Annotated in this window: 11 protein-coding genes; 7 read left to right on the forward strand and 4 right to left on the reverse strand. The window is 73.3% G+C overall.

The window, feature by feature from the left end; genetic code table 11:
• Window positions 1–735 (forward strand): aldehyde dehydrogenase family protein (locus AC0665_RS35140; RefSeq protein WP_478706570.1); only part of this gene is annotated, 735 nt, incomplete at its 5' end.
• A 1-nt stretch (window position 736) separates the two neighbouring features.
• Window positions 737–1,720, forward strand: coding sequence for a D-2-hydroxyacid dehydrogenase (locus tag AC0665_RS35145; RefSeq protein ID WP_468406077.1), 984 nt, complete (start codon window positions 737–739; stop codon window positions 1,718–1,720).
• A 50-nt stretch (window positions 1,721–1,770) separates the two neighbouring features.
• On the opposite strand, the gene AC0665_RS35150 is transcribed toward AC0665_RS35145, so the two are convergent.
• Together AC0665_RS35150 and AC0665_RS35155 are read right to left on the reverse strand one after the other, a co-directional pair.
• Window positions 1,771–3,525 carry an ABC transporter permease subunit gene (locus AC0665_RS35150; RefSeq protein ID WP_478706571.1) on the reverse strand — a complete coding sequence of 585 codons (1,755 nt, stop codon included), beginning with the start codon at window positions 3,523–3,525 and terminating at the stop codon, window positions 1,771–1,773.
• 4 nt (window positions 3,526–3,529) lie between these two features.
• Complete coding sequence (locus AC0665_RS35155) at window positions 3,530–5,047, reverse strand: ABC transporter substrate-binding protein (RefSeq protein ID WP_478706572.1); 1,518 nt, start codon at window positions 5,045–5,047, stop codon at window positions 3,530–3,532.
• A 189-nt stretch (window positions 5,048–5,236) separates the two neighbouring features.
• Between AC0665_RS35155 and AC0665_RS35160 the strand changes: the two genes are divergently transcribed.
• The 3 genes from AC0665_RS35160 (at window position 5,237) to AC0665_RS35170 (ending at window position 10,030) form a co-directional block, all read left to right on the forward strand.
• Window positions 5,237–6,085, forward strand: coding sequence for an oxygenase MpaB family protein (locus AC0665_RS35160; RefSeq protein ID WP_478610712.1), 849 nt, complete (start codon window positions 5,237–5,239; stop codon window positions 6,083–6,085).
• 64 nt (window positions 6,086–6,149) lie between these two features.
• Entirely contained in the window at window positions 6,150–8,381 is a 2,232-nt protein-coding gene (locus tag AC0665_RS35165) for a serine/threonine-protein kinase (protein ID WP_478706573.1), read from the forward strand.
• Window positions 8,382–8,452: 71 nt separating this feature from the next.
• Window positions 8,453–10,030 (forward strand): phytoene desaturase family protein, encoded by a 1,578-nt coding sequence (locus tag AC0665_RS35170; RefSeq protein ID WP_478706574.1) that lies wholly within the window; start codon window positions 8,453–8,455, stop codon window positions 10,028–10,030.
• Window positions 10,031–10,034: 4 nt separating this feature from the next.
• On the opposite strand, the gene AC0665_RS35175 is transcribed toward AC0665_RS35170, so the two are convergent.
• Window positions 10,035–11,813: a serine hydrolase domain-containing protein gene (locus tag AC0665_RS35175; RefSeq protein WP_478706575.1), complete on the reverse strand. Its 1,779-nt coding sequence runs from the start codon at window positions 11,811–11,813 to the stop codon at window positions 10,035–10,037.
• A gap of 159 nt (window positions 11,814–11,972) precedes the next feature.
• Between AC0665_RS35175 and AC0665_RS35180 the strand changes: the two genes are divergently transcribed.
• Window positions 11,973–13,085: an NAD(P)H-dependent flavin oxidoreductase gene (locus AC0665_RS35180; protein WP_478706576.1), complete on the forward strand. Its 1,113-nt coding sequence runs from the start codon at window positions 11,973–11,975 to the stop codon at window positions 13,083–13,085.
• On the forward strand, window positions 13,082–14,632 hold the full coding sequence (locus AC0665_RS35185) for an acyl-CoA synthetase (protein WP_478610705.1): 1,551 nt from the start codon (window positions 13,082–13,084) through the stop codon (window positions 14,630–14,632). The genes AC0665_RS35180 and AC0665_RS35185 overlap by 4 nt, the downstream gene beginning before the upstream one ends.
• Before the next feature lie 58 nt (window positions 14,633–14,690).
• Here the strand turns inward: AC0665_RS35185 and AC0665_RS35190 are convergent, their stop codons facing one another.
• Window positions 14,691–17,117 (reverse strand): penicillin acylase family protein, encoded by a 2,427-nt coding sequence (locus tag AC0665_RS35190; RefSeq protein WP_478706577.1) that lies wholly within the window; start codon window positions 17,115–17,117, stop codon window positions 14,691–14,693.
• Window positions 17,118–17,230: the final 113 nt, after the last annotated feature.

A 17,230-nucleotide genomic window follows, 5' to 3' on the forward strand; every position in this document is an offset into this window, starting at 1 on the left:
CTGCTGGCCCAGTGCGCCGACACCGTCATCCGCACCAGCATGGAACTGGGCGGCAACGCCCCCCTCATCGTCTTCGACGACGCCGACCTCGACATCGCCGTCGAGGGCACCCTGGTCGCCAAGATGCGCAACATGGGCGAATCCTGCTGCGCCGCCAACCGCATCTACGTCCACACCTCCATCGCCGAGGAGTTCGCCTCCCGCCTCGCCGCCCGCATGGCCGCTCTGAAGGTCGGGCCCGGCACCGAGCCCGGCACCGACGTCGGGCCCCTCATCGACGCCGCCGGCCGCAGCAAGGCCCACGACCTGGTGCAGGACGCCGTCAAGCGCGGCGCCACCGTCCTGACCGGCGGTGAACTGCCCGAAGGCCCGGGCTGCTTCTACCCGCCCACCGTCCTGACCGGCCTGACCCCCGACGCCGCCATCAACGACAGCGAGATCTTCGGACCCGTCGCCGCCCTGATCACCTTCGACACCGAGGACGAGGCCGTCACCGCCGCCAACAACACCGAATTCGGCCTGGCCGCCTACCTGTTCACCCAGAACCTCGACCGCGCCCTGCGCGTGGCCGAACGCCTCGAAAGCGGCATGATCGGCCTCAATACCGGCCTTGTCTCCAACCCCGCCGCGCCCTTCGGCGGCGTCAAGCAGTCCGGTCTGGGCCGCGAAGGCGGACGCGTCGGCATCGACGAGTTCCTGGAGTACAAGTACATGGCCGTCCCCGTCGGAGCCTGACATGCCCGACCGACTCGTCGTCCTCTACCGCGGCAACCGGCCCCCCGCCACCGCCCTCATCGAACGCCTCACCGACACCGTCTACGCCACCGAGGACGAACTGCCCTACCTCCTGCCCGGCGCCGACGCCCTCCTGGCCTGGGTCACCCTCACCCCCGCCATCCGCGAGGCCTGGCCCGACAACCCCGACAAGGCACCCCGCTGGGTCCACGCGTCGTCGGCAGGGGTGGACTCGTTCCTCTTCCCGGCCCTGGTGGACGATCCGGGCGTCGTCCTGACCAACGCCCGTGGTGTCTACGACCAGCCGACCGCCGAGTACGTGCTCGGTCTGATCCTCGCGCTGGCCAAGGACTTCCCCGGCACCTGGGAGCACCAGCAGCGCCGGGAGTGGCGTCCGCGGCCCAGTGACGGCATCACCGGGCGGACGGTGCTGGTGTGGGGCACGGGCCCGATCGGCCGGGCCGTCGCACGGCTGCTGCGCGCCGCCGGCATGCGGGTGGCCGGTGCCGGCCGCACGGCCCGCACCGACCACCCCGACTTCGGCACCGTCCACGGCCCGGCCACCCTGCACACCGCACTGGCCCAAGCCGACTACGTCGTCCTGGCCGCACCCCTCACCGAGGGCACCCGGCACATGGTCGACGCCCCCGTCCTCGCCGCGATGAAACCCGGCGCCCGCCTGATCAACATCGGCCGGGGCGGCCTCGTCGACGAGAAGGCCCTCATCGACCACCTCGCCACCGGACGCCTCGCCGGAGCAGCCCTGGACGTCTTCGACCAGGAACCACTGCCCGCCGAGTCACCCCTGTGGGACATGCCCGGCGTGTTGATCTCCCCGCACACCGCGGGGGAGACGACCAGTGAACGGGAGGCGCTCGTCGAGGTGTTCCTCGACAACCTCACCCGCCATATCGAGGGCCGTCCGCTGCGCAATGTGGTGGACAAGCGGCGTGGGTACGTGAGCGACGAGACGAACCCCGCCTGACAGGCCAGGTGCGCGCGCCCCGACCGGCTCCCCGCCGGGCGGGGCGTTTGTCATGCGCCCTTTCCCCGTCCCCGCACGCTGACCGTCACCGCCAGCACGGACAGCACCATCAGAGCGGCCGCCGGGCCGAGGACGGTCCAGGGAGCCAGTTCGGCGTAGGGCTGGTTCTCCGCGAGGAGACGGCCCCACTCGGGGGTGGGCGGCTGTTCGCCCAGGCCGAGGAAGCCGAGGGACGCCAGGACCAGGACGGTCGTGGGCAGCCGGAGCAGGGCGTTGCGGACCAGGGCAGGGACCACCGCGGGAAGCAGGTGGCGGCGCAGCAGGTGCAGCCGTCCCGCGCCGAGCGCCACGGACGCGGCGATGTGCCCGCTCGCCCGTTCCTGTTCCAGCAGCGCGGCCGTCTGGGCGGCGTAGGGACTCCAGCCGACCGCGCACACCGCGCTCGCGGCGCCCCATACCGAAGGCCCGGTCACGCCGACGATCAACAGCCCCGCGAGGACGGCGGGCAGGGTGGACGCGACCTCCGTCGGGCCCGCGCTCGCCCGCGGTGCCATGCCCAGCAGCAGTCCGGTGACCGCGCTGACCGCCGTCACGACGAGGGCGACCCCCGCGGTTCGCAGCGCGCCGTGCCCAAGCCGGGCCAGCAGGTCACGGCCCAGGGCGTCCGTGCCCAGGGGGTGGTCGAGGGACGGGGGCAGCAGCCGTGCCGCGGTGTCGACCTGGAGCGGGTCCCGCAGGAGGCCCGCCGTGAGTAGGGCGAGCAGGGTGAGGGCGCAGACGGCGGTGATCCAGCGCAGGGAGCGGGGCACCGTGAGCGGGGGGCGGTGCAGGGCCGGCAGGACGCCGTCGCGCAGGGGCCTGCCGAGGAGGGCGTGGCGCAGGGCCCGGATCAGCGCGCCCGCGGCGACACCGAGCAGGACCAGTGCCAGCGTCGCGGTCTGGAGCAGCGGGAGGTCCTGCGCGACGGCGGCGTCCAGGGCGAGCCGGCCGAGCCCGGGAATGTTGAAGATCTTCTCCACCGCGACCGCACCACCGACCAACGCCACGACGGTCGGCAGCAGTTGCGGCAGGATGCCGGGCAGGGTGCGGCGCAGCGCGTCGCGGCCGATACGGCCGGGCGGCAGGCCGACGGCGTAGGCCGTGCGCGCCCAGGGTTCGTGGAAGGCGGCCGGCAGCGCCTGGTCGAGCATGCCGCCGAGCATCGCGCCCGACGGGATGCCGAGCGCCAGCGAGGGCAGCACCATGGACTGCGGTCCCTCCCATCCGCTGGACGGGAACCACCCCCACCACACCCCGCAGACGGTGGCCAGCACCGACGCGAGCAGGAACTTCGGCAGCGACGCGAGGACGGCGGCCGTGGTGCCCGCCCGGTCCTGCCGCAACCGGCGCCGGGAACCGAGGAAGAGGGTACGGGCACAGACCAGTCCGGTCACCAGCACGGTGACCGCGAGCGCGCCCAGCATCGCCGTCAGAGAGACCGACAGGGCCGTTCCCACCTGCGGCATCACCGGTGCGCCGGACACCCATGAGACGCCCGCGTCCCCACGCGGCAGGCCGCCCAGCCAGTGGGCGAGGTGCACCCAGGGGCCCTCGTCCAGGCCCAACTGCGCACGGACGGCGGCCAGCTGCGCGGGCGTCGCGTCCGTGTCCGCCGAGCGGGCCCGCAGCACGGTGCGGGCGGGGTCGTCGCCGGACAGCCACGGCAAGGTGGCCACCGCGGCGAGCAGGGCGGCCCCGGCGAGGGCGCGGCCCGCTGCCAGCCGTCCGGTGTACGGGCGGGGGCCCGCGAGGTGAGCGACGGCCATGCCGCTACTTCAGGTGGGTGTCGAGGTCGATCAGGGACCGCTCGCGCGGGTCGAGCACGACGCCCTCGACGTCGGTGGCGATGCCCTGGACGACTCGCTCGTGGACGAGCGGCACGACGGCGTCCGTGCGGAGGATCTCCGCCTCCGCCTTCATGATCTTCTCCTGGCGCCGTGTCGTGTCGCCCTCCGCGGCGGCCGCCCGGATCGCCTTGTCCACGTCGGCGTCCTTCAGCCGCGCGATGTTGTAGACGCCGTCGCTGGTGAAGTCGCTCGCCAGGTAGGCGACCGCGTCACCGGTGTCGAGGAGTGTCACGCGGGAGAAGACCAGGGCGTCGTACCGGCCCGCGAGGAGGTCGCCCTCCATCTGCGTGTACTCACGGACGTCCAGCTTCACGGTGAACCCGGCCTTCTCCAGCCGCTGCTGGAGGACGGTCGCCGCCTCGGGCAGCTCGGCGCGGTTGGTGATGGCGGCGAGGCGCAGCGTCTTGCCCTTGGTCTCGGCCTTCACCTGGGCGGGGGTGGCCGCCTCGGCCCGTCCGGTGACCGGGACGCGTCGCTCGGCGGCCCAGGGGACGGCGGGCCCGAAGAGGCCCCGGGCGCGGTCGGCGTAGCCGCCGAAGACGGAGTCGACGAGGTCGGTGCCGTCGACGGCCTCACGGGCGGCCGCCCGCAGGCCGGGGTCGGTGAACATGCCCTTGCCGGTGTTGAGGATCAGGCTGTCGGTGCGCACCGAGGAGACCACGTGCCGGGTGCCGGCCTTGAGCAGCTTCGCCTGGGAGGTCGGGATCCACTCGGCGATGTCGGCCTCGCCGCCCCGCAGCGCGTTGGCGCGCGCGGTGCCGTCCGGGATCCATGTCACGTCCAGGCCCGGCGCCTTCGCCTTGCCGCCCCAGTAGCCGTCGAACCGGTCGAGCGTGGCTCCGGTCTTGCCGCTCAGCTTCGTGATCTCGAAGGGGCCGGTTCCGGTGCCAACCGGGCTGACCATGCCGTCCTTCGCGTACGCCTTGGCCGACAGGACCGCCAGTGCGGGGCTGGCCAGTCGCAGCGGCAGCACCGGGTCGGGCGACTTCGTGGTGAGCGTGACGGTGTCCGCGTCGTCGGCCTTGGCGGTGAGCGTCACGTCGCTCAGCACCCGCGGCTTCGGCTTGGCCGCGCCCGCGTGGTCGAGCGCGTTGACGACGGCCTTGGCGGTGAGCTCGGTGCCGTCCTGGAACTCGGCCTTGCGCAGCTCGAAGGTCCAGGTGGTGGCGTTGCGCTGCTTCCAGGACTTCGCCAGCGCGGGCGCGGCGGCGCCGTTCTTGTCGAGGACGGTCAGTCCTTCGGCGACGGACAACTTGCTCAGCAGCGTGGCGTCGTTGCTGTAGGGCGACAGGGCCTGGACGGGAGGGACGGCCAGGGCGACGCGCAGCCGCCCGTTCGAGCCGTCCCCACCGCCCGCGCCGTCGTCGCTGGGTGCGAAGCAGCCGGCCAGCAACGGGGTGAGGGCGAACGCCGCTATGAGGCCGCGGGAGGTGGTGCGCATGAGGGGTCCTGTCGTGTGCGGAGCCGGGCGTGCCGTCGAGGCCTGACGCCTTGATCGACACGCGGCAATATATAAGGCCAGCCTTACCAAACCCGACAGGGGGTAGGTGAAATCTCAACAGACGGACGGCCGACGGTATCGACCTGCTGTTCGACCTGTGCCATCGTGTGCGCCGGGCGGAGGTGAGGCATGACCGGCGCGGACCCCGGGCTGTTCGGCCCCGAATCGGTGACCTGGCAGCTCCATGGCGACCCCATGATGTGGATCGCGGGCGTCCGGGCGCTCTACCTCCAGGCCCTGCACCCCCGCGCGGTACGCGGCGTCATGCAGAACTCCGACTTCCGCCGCGACGCCTGGGGCCGGCTGATGCGCACCGCCGGTTTCGTCGGAACGACGACCTACGGCACCACCGAAGCCGCCGAGCGAGCCGGTGCCCGCGTCCGGAGGATCCACCGCATGCTGACCGCCACCGACCCGGACACCGGCGAGCGCTACGGCATCGACGAACCCGCCCTGCTGCTGTGGGTCCACTGCGCCGAGATCGACTCCTATCTGCACGTCGCCCGCAGGTCCGGATTCCGGCTCACCGACGCCGAGGCGGACCGTTACGTCGCCGAACACCGGCACAGCGCCCGCCTGGTGGGTCTCGCCCCCGACGCCGTACCGGGCAACCGGGCGGAGATGACCGCGTACTTCGAGAAGGTGCGTCCGGAGCTGGCCGCGGGAGCCGAGGCACGCGAGGTGGACGACTTCCTGCTCCGCCCGCCGACGCACCCCCTCCTCGTACCGGCGCGCGAGGTCCTGTGGCGGCGCGTGGCACAGCTGGCGTACGCCTCCTTGCCGCCGTACGCCCACGAGTTGTACGGCAGACCGGCCCCCGCGCCCGCCGCCGTCACCCGGCGACTGCGCCTCACCGGCCTCATGCTGCGCGGCGTTCCCGCACGTCTGCGGTGGCAACTGCCGCCCAAACACATCCTGCGGGCCATGGCGAGGCTCGGCCCGCACGCGCGCCCGGCACCGTACAAACTCGGCCGGTAGGCCGCCATACTGGAGGGGCCAGGGGCGGGCGGGCGAACAGCTACCGGGGGGAGCGTCGCGCGAGATGGGGGACAGCAGGCTCATCCATGGCCGGTACCGGCTGCTCGATCTGATCGGGCGCGGCGGCATGGGCGAGGTGTGGCGGGCACAGGACGAGTCCCTGGGCCGGCACGTCGCCGTCAAGTGCCTCAAACCGCTGGGCCCGAACCACGACCATGCCTTCACCCGCGTCCTGCGCGAGCGGTTCCGCCGCGAGGCGCGGGTGGCCGCCGCGCTCCAGCACCGGGGCATCACCGTCGTGCACGACTTCGGCGAGTCCGACGGCGTCCTCTACCTCGTCATGGAACTGCTGGACGGCCGCAACCTCAGCCAGCTCCTGGAGGACAACAGACATCACCCGCTGCCGGTCGCCGACGTAGTGGAGATCGCCGAACAGGTCGCCGCCGCGCTCGCCTACTGCCACGAACAGAGCATCGTCCACCGTGATCTCAAGCCGGCCAACATCATGCGGATCGGCGACGGCACCGTGAAGATCTGCGATTTCGGCATAGCCCGCCTCGGCCACGACATCGGCTTCACCTCCCGGCTGACCGGAACCGGCATCGCCATGGGCACCCCGCACTACATGTCCCCGGAGCAGATCAGCGGCACCGAGGTCGACCACCGCAGCGACCTCTACTCGTTCGGGTGCGTGCTCTACGAGATCGCCACGGGGGTGCCGCCGTTCGACCTCGACGACGCGTGGGCGATCCTCGTCGGACACCGCGACACCCCGCCCCGCCCACCGCGCGAGCACCGCCCCGAACTGCCCGAGTACCTGGAGCAGGTCGTCCTCGACCTGCTCGCGAAGGAACCCGGCCAACGCCCCGGCGACGCCCGCGAGCTGGCCCGCCGCATCAGCGCGCACCGGGCCGCCCCGGTGTACGTGACGGCCGTGGCGGCGGCCGGTCCGGCTCCCGGCGGGCCGGCGGGCGCGGGCCGGCTGCCCTCCTGGACCCGCGGCATGACCACCGGCCGCAAGGCCACGGGCACGGCGCTGCGCACCACACCGCCCGACCCGGCGGCCGGGCTGTCCGGTGAGTGGATCGCCCGGCCCGCCGCCGGCCCCGTCGTCGGGGAACCGGCCCCCGCGCGGCGGCCCGCCCCGCCCACGGAGGTCCTGACCGCCCTGGCCGGCCGGCACAACGCAGGCCTGAGCCTCGGCCGCCTCGGCCGCTGGACCGAGGCGGGCGAGGTGCACCGGGCCGTCGCCGCCGAACGCGAGCACCTCCTCGGCCCCGACCACCCCGACACCCTCGCCAGCCGCTACGAGGTCGCGTTCACCCTCAGCCGCACCGGCCGCGCCGCGGACGCCCTGCGCGAGTACAAGCACGTCACCGAGGCCCGGATCCGCACCCTCGGCGCCGAGCACCCCGACACCCTCGCCGCCCGCCAGGAGATGGCCTACGTGCTCGGCCGGCTGGGCCGCGCCTTCGACGCCCACCGCGTCTACACCTCGGTGCTCACCGCCCGGGAGCGGCTCATGGGCCCCGACCATCCCGACACCCTGCGCTGCCGGCACAACCTCGCCTTCAACCTCAGCCGCCTGGGCCGGCTCGAGGACTCGTACCGCATGGCCCGCGAGGTGGCGGACGCCCGTGCCCGTGTGCTCGGCCCGGACCACCCCGACACGCTCGTCACCCGCTACGAGGTCGCCTACGCGCTCGGCCAGCTGGGCCGCTGGCCGGAGGCCCTGGAGATCTACCGGGAGGTCGTCGCCGCCCGCGGCCGTGCCCTCGGCCCCGACCACCCCGACACCCTCGCCGCCCGGCACGAGATCGGCATCAGCCTGGGCCGTCTCGGCCGCAGCGCGGAGGCCCTGGACCTCTACAGCGGCCTGGCCGAGGACCGTGCCCGCAGCCAGGGCCCCACCCACCCCGAGGCGTTGCGGGCCCGCCACGGCCGCTGTGTCAACCTCGGCCGGCTCGGCCGCTGGGAGGAGGCCCTCGCCGAATCCCGTGAGGTGGCCGCCCTCCGTGAGCGCATCCTCGGCCCGGACCACCCGGACACCCTGGTGAGCCGCCGTGAGGTCGCCGTCGGCCTCGGCTGGCTGGGCCGCTGGGCCGCCGCGCTCACCGAGTACCGGCACGTGGCCGCCGCCCGCGAACGCGTCCTCGGCGCCGACCACCCCGACACCCTCGCCAGCCGCAACGACGAGGCCCACTGCCTGGAACAGCTCGGCCGCGACGCCGAGGCCGTGGCCCTGTACCGAAAAGTCGCGGCCCTGCGGGAACAGCGGGCCGCCGCCGGACACTGACCTCCCCCCCCGGCGGGCAGGCGGGCGGGCGCCGTCTGGCCGACCCGGATCACCCCGTGTTACCAAGAACCATGACCGCACCCGAGGGACCCCGCGCACACCGGACGTACGACGCCGTCATCGTCGGCGGCGGGCACAACGGCCTGGTCGCAGCCGCCTATCTGGCCCGCGCCGGCCGCTCCGTGCTGGTCCTGGAGCGGCTGGACCACACGGGCGGCGCGGCGGTCTCCACCCGGCCCTTCGCCGGGGTCGACGCCCGGCTGTCCCGTTACTCGTACCTGGTCAGCCTGCTGCCGAAGAAGATCGTCCGCGACCTCGGCCTGGACTTCCGGGTCCGCACCCGCACGGTCTCCTCCTACACGCCCGCCGAGCGGGACGGCAGGCCCACCGGCCTCCTCGTCGGCGGCGGGGAACGGCGTACCAGGGAGGCGTTCACCCGCCTCACCGGCTCCGACCGCGAGTACCGGGCCTGGCAGGAGTTCTACGGCATGACCGGCCGCGCCGCCCGGCGGATCTTCCCGACCCTCACCGAACCGCTGCCCACACGCGAGGAACTGCGCCGCCGCCTCGACGACGACGAAGCCTGGCGGGCGCTGTTCGAGGAGCCCATCGGTGCCGCCGTGGAGGAGCACTTCACGGACGACCTGGTGCGCGGCGTCGTCCTCACCGACGCGCTCATCGGCACCTTCGCCGACGCCCACGACCCGTCCCTGAAGCAGAACCGCTGCTTCCTCTACCACGTGATCGGCGGTGGCACCGGCGACTGGGACGTACCGGTCGGCGGCATGGGCGCCCTCACCGACGCCCTCGCCGACACCGCACGCGCGGCGGGCGCGGTCATCGCCACCGGCCACGAGGCGCTGCGCATCGCCACGGACGGCCGAACCGCCGAAGTCACCTACCGCACCGCCGACGGCGAAGGCACCGTCGCCGCCCGGCACGTCCTGGTGAACGCCTCCCCGCAGGCTCTCGCGGACCTGACCGGTGACACGCCCCCTACGCCCGCCGAGGGCGCCCAGCTGAAGGTCAACATGCTGCTTACGCGGCTGCCGCGGCTGCGCGACAGCTCCGTCGACCCGCGCGAGGCGTTCGCCGGCACCTTCCACATCGCCGAGGGGTACGGGCAACTGGCCACCGCCTACGCCCAGGCCGCGGCCGGCGAACTGCCCGCCGCACCGCCCTGCGAGATCTACTGCCACTCGCTCACCGACCCGACCATCCTGGGCTCCGGCCTGGCCGAACAGGGCTACCAGACGCTCACCCTCTTCGGCCTGCACACCCCGGCCCGCCTGTTCGCTCAGGACAACGACGCCGTACGCGAAGACCTGCTGAAGGCGACGCTCGCCCAGCTCGACGCCCACCTGGCCGAACCCCTCGCCGACTGCCTCGCCACCGACGTCGACGGACGCCCCTGCATCGAGGCCAGGACCCCGCTCGACCTGGAGCGGGACCTCGGCCTGCCCGGCGGCAGCATCTTCCACCGCGAGCTGAGCTGGCCCCACGCCCAGGACGGCACCGGCCGCTGGGGCGTGGAGACCGGGCACGCGAACGTCCTGCTGTGCGGCGCGGGCGCGGTGCGCGGGGGCGGGGTCAGCGGGGTGCCCGGGCACAACGCGGCCATGGCGGTGCTGGAGAACACCCCCGAGTGACCCCTCACCCGGCCTCTCGCGTCCACCCCACCGCCGTCACACGCGCCGCGTCCGCCGGGCGCGTCTCGTCGAACAGGACGTCGCCGGCCGCCTCGACACGCGGCCCGTCCACGTAGCAACCGCGCCCGACGTACAGCCGGTCCGTCGTGTACCGCCAGCGCAGGACGAGCTCCCGCGCGGCGGGGACGTCGGCGGTCAGCCCGTGCCAGACGCGACCGGACCAGCCGGTGACCGAGCCCGACGGGTGCTGCTCGGGGTCCTCACCACGACGGGACGTCGTGAAGGGCACGGGCCGCCAGCTCGCGCCGCCGTCGGTGGAGGCCTCCAAGGCCAGCGCGTCGGCGGCGGGTTCGGTGTCCCACCACAGCGCGCAGCGCAACCGCGCCCGGCCGGCCGACGTGTCGAGCGCGGGCAGGGTGAGCGTCGCCGTCGAGGAGACCGCCATCCCGGAGAACCAGGCCGTGCGGCCCCGCGCGGGCTCCACCGGCACGGCTCGCGCCATGTGGTTCGCCGCGGCCACCCTGGGCGCCGAACCGGAACGCCAACTGCGCACCGGATGCACCGAATTGCCGAGGACGACGAGGAACGAGTCGGTCGTCGGGTCGAGCACCAGTGAAGTGCCGGTGAAACCGGTGTGCCCGGCGGTGCGGGGCGTGGCCATCGCGCCCATGTACCAGTGCTGGTAGAGCTCGAAGCCGAGGCCGTGCTCGTCCCCGGGGAACGCGGTGTTGAAGTCGGTGAACATCAGCTCCACCGACTCCGGCGTCAGGATCCGGGCCCGCCCGTAGACACCGCCGTTGAGCAGCGTACGGCCGAGGACCGCGAGGTCCCAGGCGTCGGAGAACACACCCGCGTGGCCCGCCACACCGCCCAGGCCGAAGGCGTTCTCGTCGTGCACCTCACCCCACACCAGGCCCCGGTCCAGGCCGGACCACGGGGCGCGCGCGTCCTCCGTGGCCGCGATCTTCGGGCGCCAGGAGGCGGGCGGGTTGTAACGCGTGCGGCGCAGACCGAGCGGCGCGGTGATCCCGTCCCGGAGCAGCACGTCCAGGGTGTGGCCCGTGATCCGTTCCAGCACGAGCTGGAGCGTGATGAGGTTCAGGTCCGAGTACAGGTACGCCGTGCCGGGCGGGTTCACCGGCTTCTCGTCCCAGATGCGCTGGAGCTTCTCCTCGCGCGTCGGCGCGCTGTACAGCGGAATCCAGGCGCGGAACCCCGAGGTGTGGGTGAGGAGCTGACGGACCGTGATGTCCTGCTTTCCCGCCCGGGCGAACTCCGGCAGGTACGAGGCGACCTTCGCCTCCAGCTCCAGTGCGCCCCGCTCCAGCTGCTGTACGGCGAGGATCGAGGTGAACAGCTTCGACACCGACGCCAGGTCGAAGACGGTGTCCTCGGCCATCGGGATCTGCTCGCCTGGCGGGAACTCGACGCCGGTGTCGGTCTTCTCGTCGTAGGCCCGGTAGCGCACCGCCATGCCGATGGGCCGGTGCAGCGCGACCGTGCCGCCGCGCCCGGCGAGCAGGACGGCACCCGCGTACCAGGGATGCTCGGGGGAGGGAGCGAGGAACGCCTCCGCGTCGCTGACGAGCCGGCGCAGGTGGGAGGAGAGCAGACCGGCGCGGGCGGGGGAGCCGTGCCGCAGGGTGGGGCGGTGGCGGCCCCTGGGAGCGGCCCGGGCGGGTCCCGCGGGCAAGGGGGCGAGGGTGAGCGCACCGCCCAGGGCCAAGCCCGCCCTGCCCAGTTGACGTCGGGTCGGTCCGGCACTCGCCGGTCTCTCGGTCACCGCGCACCCCTTCGCCTCGACCGCCTCGCATGTCCCCTGAAGTATGTCCGCCGCACGCTGCCGCACCTAGACCGCACGCAGGAACCGGCCGCGTCCGAAATCTGACGGGGCATCAGAAAGCCTCTTCCGTCCTCCGGCGGACTCCGGCATCCTGCGCCCATGCAGACGGAGCTGAGCCAGACCCTGGGAATCGAGCACGCCGTCTTCGGCTTCACGCCCTTCCCCGCCGTCGCCGCGGCCATCAGCCGGGCCGGCGGTCTCGGCGTGCTCGGCGCGGTCCGCTACACCGCCCCCGACGAGCTCGAACGCGACCTGGACTGGATCGAGGCGCACGTCGACGGCCGGCCGTATGGTCTGGACGTCGTGATGCCCGCGAAGAAGGTCGAAGGTGTCACCGAGGCCGACGTCGAGGCGATGATCCCCGAGGGGCACCGGCAGTTCGTCCGGGACACGCTCGCCAAGCACGGCGTGCCCGAGCTCGCCGAGGGCGAGGCGGCGGGCTGGCGCATCACCGGCTGGATGGAGCAGGTCGCCCGCGGCCAGCTCGACGTCGCCTTCGACTACCCGATCCGGCTCCTCGCCAACGCCCTCGGCTCCCCGCCCGCCGACGTCGTCGACCGCGCCCACGACCGGGACGTCTTCGTCGCCGCGCTCGCGGGCAGCGCCCGCCACGCCCGCAAACACCAGGCCGCCGGGATCGACATCGTCGTGGCGCAGGGCTACGAGGCGGGCGGCCACACCGGCGAGATCGCCTCCATGGTCCTCACCCCCGAGGTCGTCGACGCCGTCGCCCCGCTGCCCGTGCTGGCCGCCGGCGGCATCGGCAGCGGCCGGCAGGTGGCCGCCGCGCTCGCCCTCGGCGCCCAGGGTGTGTGGCTGGGCTCCATGTGGCTGACCACCACCGAAGCGGACCTCCACTCACCCGCCCTGACCCGCAAGCTCCTCGCGGCCGGCTCCGGCGACACCGTCCGCTCCCGGGCGCTGACCGGCAAGCCCGCACGCCAGTTGCGCACCGAGTGGACGGATGCCTGGGACGACCCGGCCGGGCCCGGCACCCTGCCCATGCCGCTGCAAGGACTGCTGGTCGCCGAGGCCGTCTCCCGCATCCAGAAGTACGAGGTCGACCCGCTGCTCGGCACGCCGGTCGGCCAGATCGTCGGGCGGATGAACAGCGAACGCAGCGTCCAGGCCGTCTTCGACGACCTCACCCGCGGCTTCGAGCAGGCCGTGACCCGCGTCAACCGCATCGCCGGAAGGAGCGGACCGTCGTGAGCACACCTCCCACGGGCTTCTGGACCCAGGCCACCGAGGACCCCGGCCGCACGGTGCTCGTCGCACCCGACGGCGAGGAGTGGACCGCCGGGCGTCTGCACGCCGCCGCCAACCGGCTGGTGCACGGCCTGCGCGCGGCCGGTCTCGAACGCGGTGACACCTTCGCCGTCGTCCTGCCCAACGGCGTCGAGTTCCTCACCGCGTACCTCGCCGCCGGCCAGGCCGGGTTCTACCTCGTCCCCGTCAACCACCACCTGGTCGGGCCGGAGATCGCCTGGATCGTCTCCGACTCGGGCGCCAAGGTGCTGCTCGCCCACGAGCGCTTCGCCGAAGCGGCCCGCGCCGCCGCCGACGAGGCCGGACTGCCGAGCACCCACCGGTACGCCGTGGGCACGGTCGAGGGCTTCCGTCCGTACGCCGAACTCCTCGACGGGCAGCCCGAGTCGGCGCCCGCCGACCGCACGCTCGGCTGGGTCATGAACTACACCTCGGGCACCACGGGCCGCCCCCGCGGCATCCGCCGTCCACTGCCCGGCAAGCCGCCGGAGGAGGCCTACCTCGGCGGCTTCCTCGGCATCTTCGGCATCCGGCCGTTCGACGACAACGTGCACCTGGTGTGCTCGCCGCTCTACCACACGGCCGTGCTGCAGTTCGCCGCCGCGTCCCTGCACATCGGCCACCGGCTGGTCCTCATGGACAAGTGGACGCCCGAGGGGATGCTCCGCCTCGTCGACGCCCACGGCTGCACCCACACCCACATGGTCCCCACCCAGTTCCACCGCCTGCTGGCCCTGCCCGACGAGGTCAAGGACCGCTACGACGTGTCCTCCATGCGACACGCCATCCACGGCGCCGCCCCCTGCCCCGACCACGTGAAGCGGGCCATGCTCGACTGGTGGGGACCCTGTGTGGAGGAGTACTACGCGGCCAGCGAGGGCGGCGGCGCCTTCGCCACCGCCGAGGACTGGCTGAAGAAGCCCGGCACCGTCGGCAAGGCCTGGCCCATCAGCGAGCTCGCGATCTTCGACGACGACGGCAACCGGCTGCCGCCCGGTGAACTGGGCACCGTCTACATGAAGATGAACACCGGCGGCTTCACCTACCACAAGGACGAGGCCAAGACCCGCAAGAACCGCATCGGCGACTTCTTCACCGTCGGCGACCTCGGCCACCTCGACGAGGACGGCTACCTGTTCCTGCGCGATCGCAAGATCGACCTGATCATCTCCGGCGGGGTCAACATCTATCCGGCCGAGGTCGAGTCGGCCCTGCTCGCCCATCCGGCCGTCGCGGACGCCGCCGTCTTCGGCATCCCGCACGACGACTGGGGCGAGGAGGTCAAGGCCGTGGTGGAGCCGGCCCCCGGCCACCGGCCGGGACCGGCCCTCGCGGCCGACCTCCTCGACCACTGCGCCCATCGCCTCGCCGGGTACAAGCGGCCCAGAAGCGTCGACTTCATCACCGAGATGCCCCGCGACCCCAACGGCAAGCTGTACAAGCGGCGGCTGCGGGAGCCCTACTGGGAGGGCAGGACCCGACCGGTGTGAGGCCGCGCCGCCCACGCGAACGGGGTGCCGCCCGCGAGGAGCGGCACCCCGCGCACGGTCAGCGGCGCTGGTGCACCCGCACGACCTTCAGCTGCGGCGAGGAGCGGATGTCCTTCTCGCAGAAGCGCGACGTCACCCACTTCTCAGCGGAGAACAGCCGGGTCTGGTCCGCGAAGTGCGGGGACTTCGGGTTCGACGACTGCGCGTACGTCAGCAGTGTGCGCGCCACGGGACAGCGGCTGTCGTCCCAGCCCACCGCCTGCAGATGACTGGAGCCGAACGGCACCTCCGTGTAGCCGCCGGCGGCCGCATCCCACGTCGGCTCGATCACGTTCCAGACGCCGAGCCGTCCCGAGCCGCCCGGCACGGGCAGCCGCTCGCCGTCGCGGACGACGAACTGGTGCGCGCCCAGCGGCGCGTCGAGAGCGATCCCCGCGGCCCGCAGCTCGGCGACCGCGTCGGCGAGAGCGGTGCGGAAGCCGGGAGCGTCGGTGTTCAGGGTGTTCGGTGTGCGGACCGGGTCCGCCGCCGAGAACGGCACCTTCCACAAGCGGTCGGCCGGCACCGCCTGTTCGAGCCTGCGCCAGAACCGGTCGAAGAGCAGGGCCCCCCGGCTCGTGGTGTCCATGGTGCGGTCCCAGCCCTTCAGCACTTCGCAGGCACCGGACACCTCGACGGCCTTGCCGTCACTGCCGGTCGCCGTGCCCCCGGGCAGCGCGGCACACGCCCGCGCCACGTCCCGCGCCGCGAGGTCACCCGCGGGCACCCGGTCGGCGAACTGGTGCCGTTGCAGGTCGCGTACGGTCAGGCCGCCCCGCTCCGCCATCGCGGCCACGTCCTCGACCGCGCCACGGGTGCGCAGTCCGAGCTGGGTGCCCACCGTGCCGAAGATCCGCTCGTAACCGGTGAGCGGCCGGTCGGCGTTGGTCATCCAGGCGGTGCCGTTGGAGTTCTCCGCGTACGGGGCGTCCTTCAGCGTCGGCATCCGGCCGGGCCCGAGGATCCCCGGCACGACGGCGCCGGGGTCGCTGCCGAGGGCACAGTCGCCGCGCGAGCCGTCGAGGATCGCGATACCGGAGGCCGGGTAGGTGGTCCTGCCGAGGCCCGTCGAGCAGCGTGCGGCCAGCTCGTCGGTGATGCGGGGGAGCACCTGGGACTGCGTGTAGAGGGAGTGGCCCGCGCGGTCGGCGGCGATGGTGTTGACCCAGGGGATGCCCTGGTGCCGGGCGAGGGAGGCGAGGACGTCGGCCGTGCTCCGCGCCTTGCCGAAGCCGAGCGAGGTGTCGGCGAAGCGGAGGTTCGCGGCGTTCGGGTCGTGCAGGGCGTACGCCGTCTCGCCCGTCCACGGCAGCGGGACCTGGGAATTGAGGGAGGTGACCACGGGCCCGTAGCGGGTCCACCACTGGGTGCGGGTCACCGGCGTGCCGTCCTTCACGGCGACGGTCACGGTCCGCTTCCTCATACGCTCCGGCCTGCCGTCCACGAGGTAGACCGTGGGGTCGGCCGGATCGAGGGCGAGCCGGTGGAAGTTGGCCGGGATGCCGGTGGAGACGGTGTGGCTCCACGCCACATGTGCGTTGAAGCCGATGGAGACGGCCGGGGTCCCGAGCAGGGAACCGCCGGACACGTTCAGCTTGCCGGGGATCGTCTGCTGCGACTGCCAGAACCGGCGTCCGCCCTCCCACGGATAGTGCGGGTTGCCGAGCAGCAGGCCCCGGCCGTTGGCCGACGTGTCCCCGCGGAAGGCCACCGCGTTGGACCCCATGCCGGGGTCGCCCCACAGCTCGTCCGCGGCCTTCGCCACGGCCTCGGCGCCCGGGGTGCGCCCGGACGGAGTGCCGGGGGCCGCGGCGGCTCCGGTCGGCGGCTGCGCGGAGGTGATCGTGTCCACGAACCGGCCCTCGCCGGAGATCGAGGCGATGGCCAGGCCCCGCGCGGCCACGTCCAGCTCGGTGACCGGCCGGACCCAGGGGGCGTCCGCGCACGCCGGATCCGTGATCCTCTTCTGCTTCAGCCAGGTGTTGTACCCGGCAGCCCAGCCGCGCATCAGGTCCCGGACCTCGCGGCTCGGACCCACCGGCGCGCGCTCGGCGAGCAGCTTCTCCACGGTGCGGGTCTCGCGGACCCCGCGGAAGTACAGGTCGCTGGCGAGGTTCGTCCTGGCCGCCGAGAGGTCACCCCCGGCGGGCGCGTCGGCGCCGAAGTACCGGGAGCGCTCGCCCCGCAGGGTCACGAACCCGTCGGCGAGCGTGCACACCTCGTCGGCGGCCTGCGCCCAGCCCGTGCCGAAGCCCAGGTCCGCGTAGTTCTCGGCGAGGATGTGCGGAATGCCGTACTCGGTGTAGCGGATGACGGCGGACAGGCCGTCGCCGGACGGGTGGTGCCCGGCTCGTTGCTGGGTCGTGGCCGCGGCCGCGGGTAACGCGGTCGCGGCGGTGAACAGGGCCGTCGCCCCGAGGACGAGACGTCTCAGACGGCTTCGCATCGTGCCCTCCAACATGTCGAGGGAATCAAGTGGCGAGTGTACGAACCTGATTCGAATGTCTGTCTGCTTCATGACACGGGACGCCGTCGACGGCGGCGGGGTTGCTCGGGGTC

It is taken from the genome of Streptomyces sp. NPDC043685 (genome assembly GCF_056436585.1).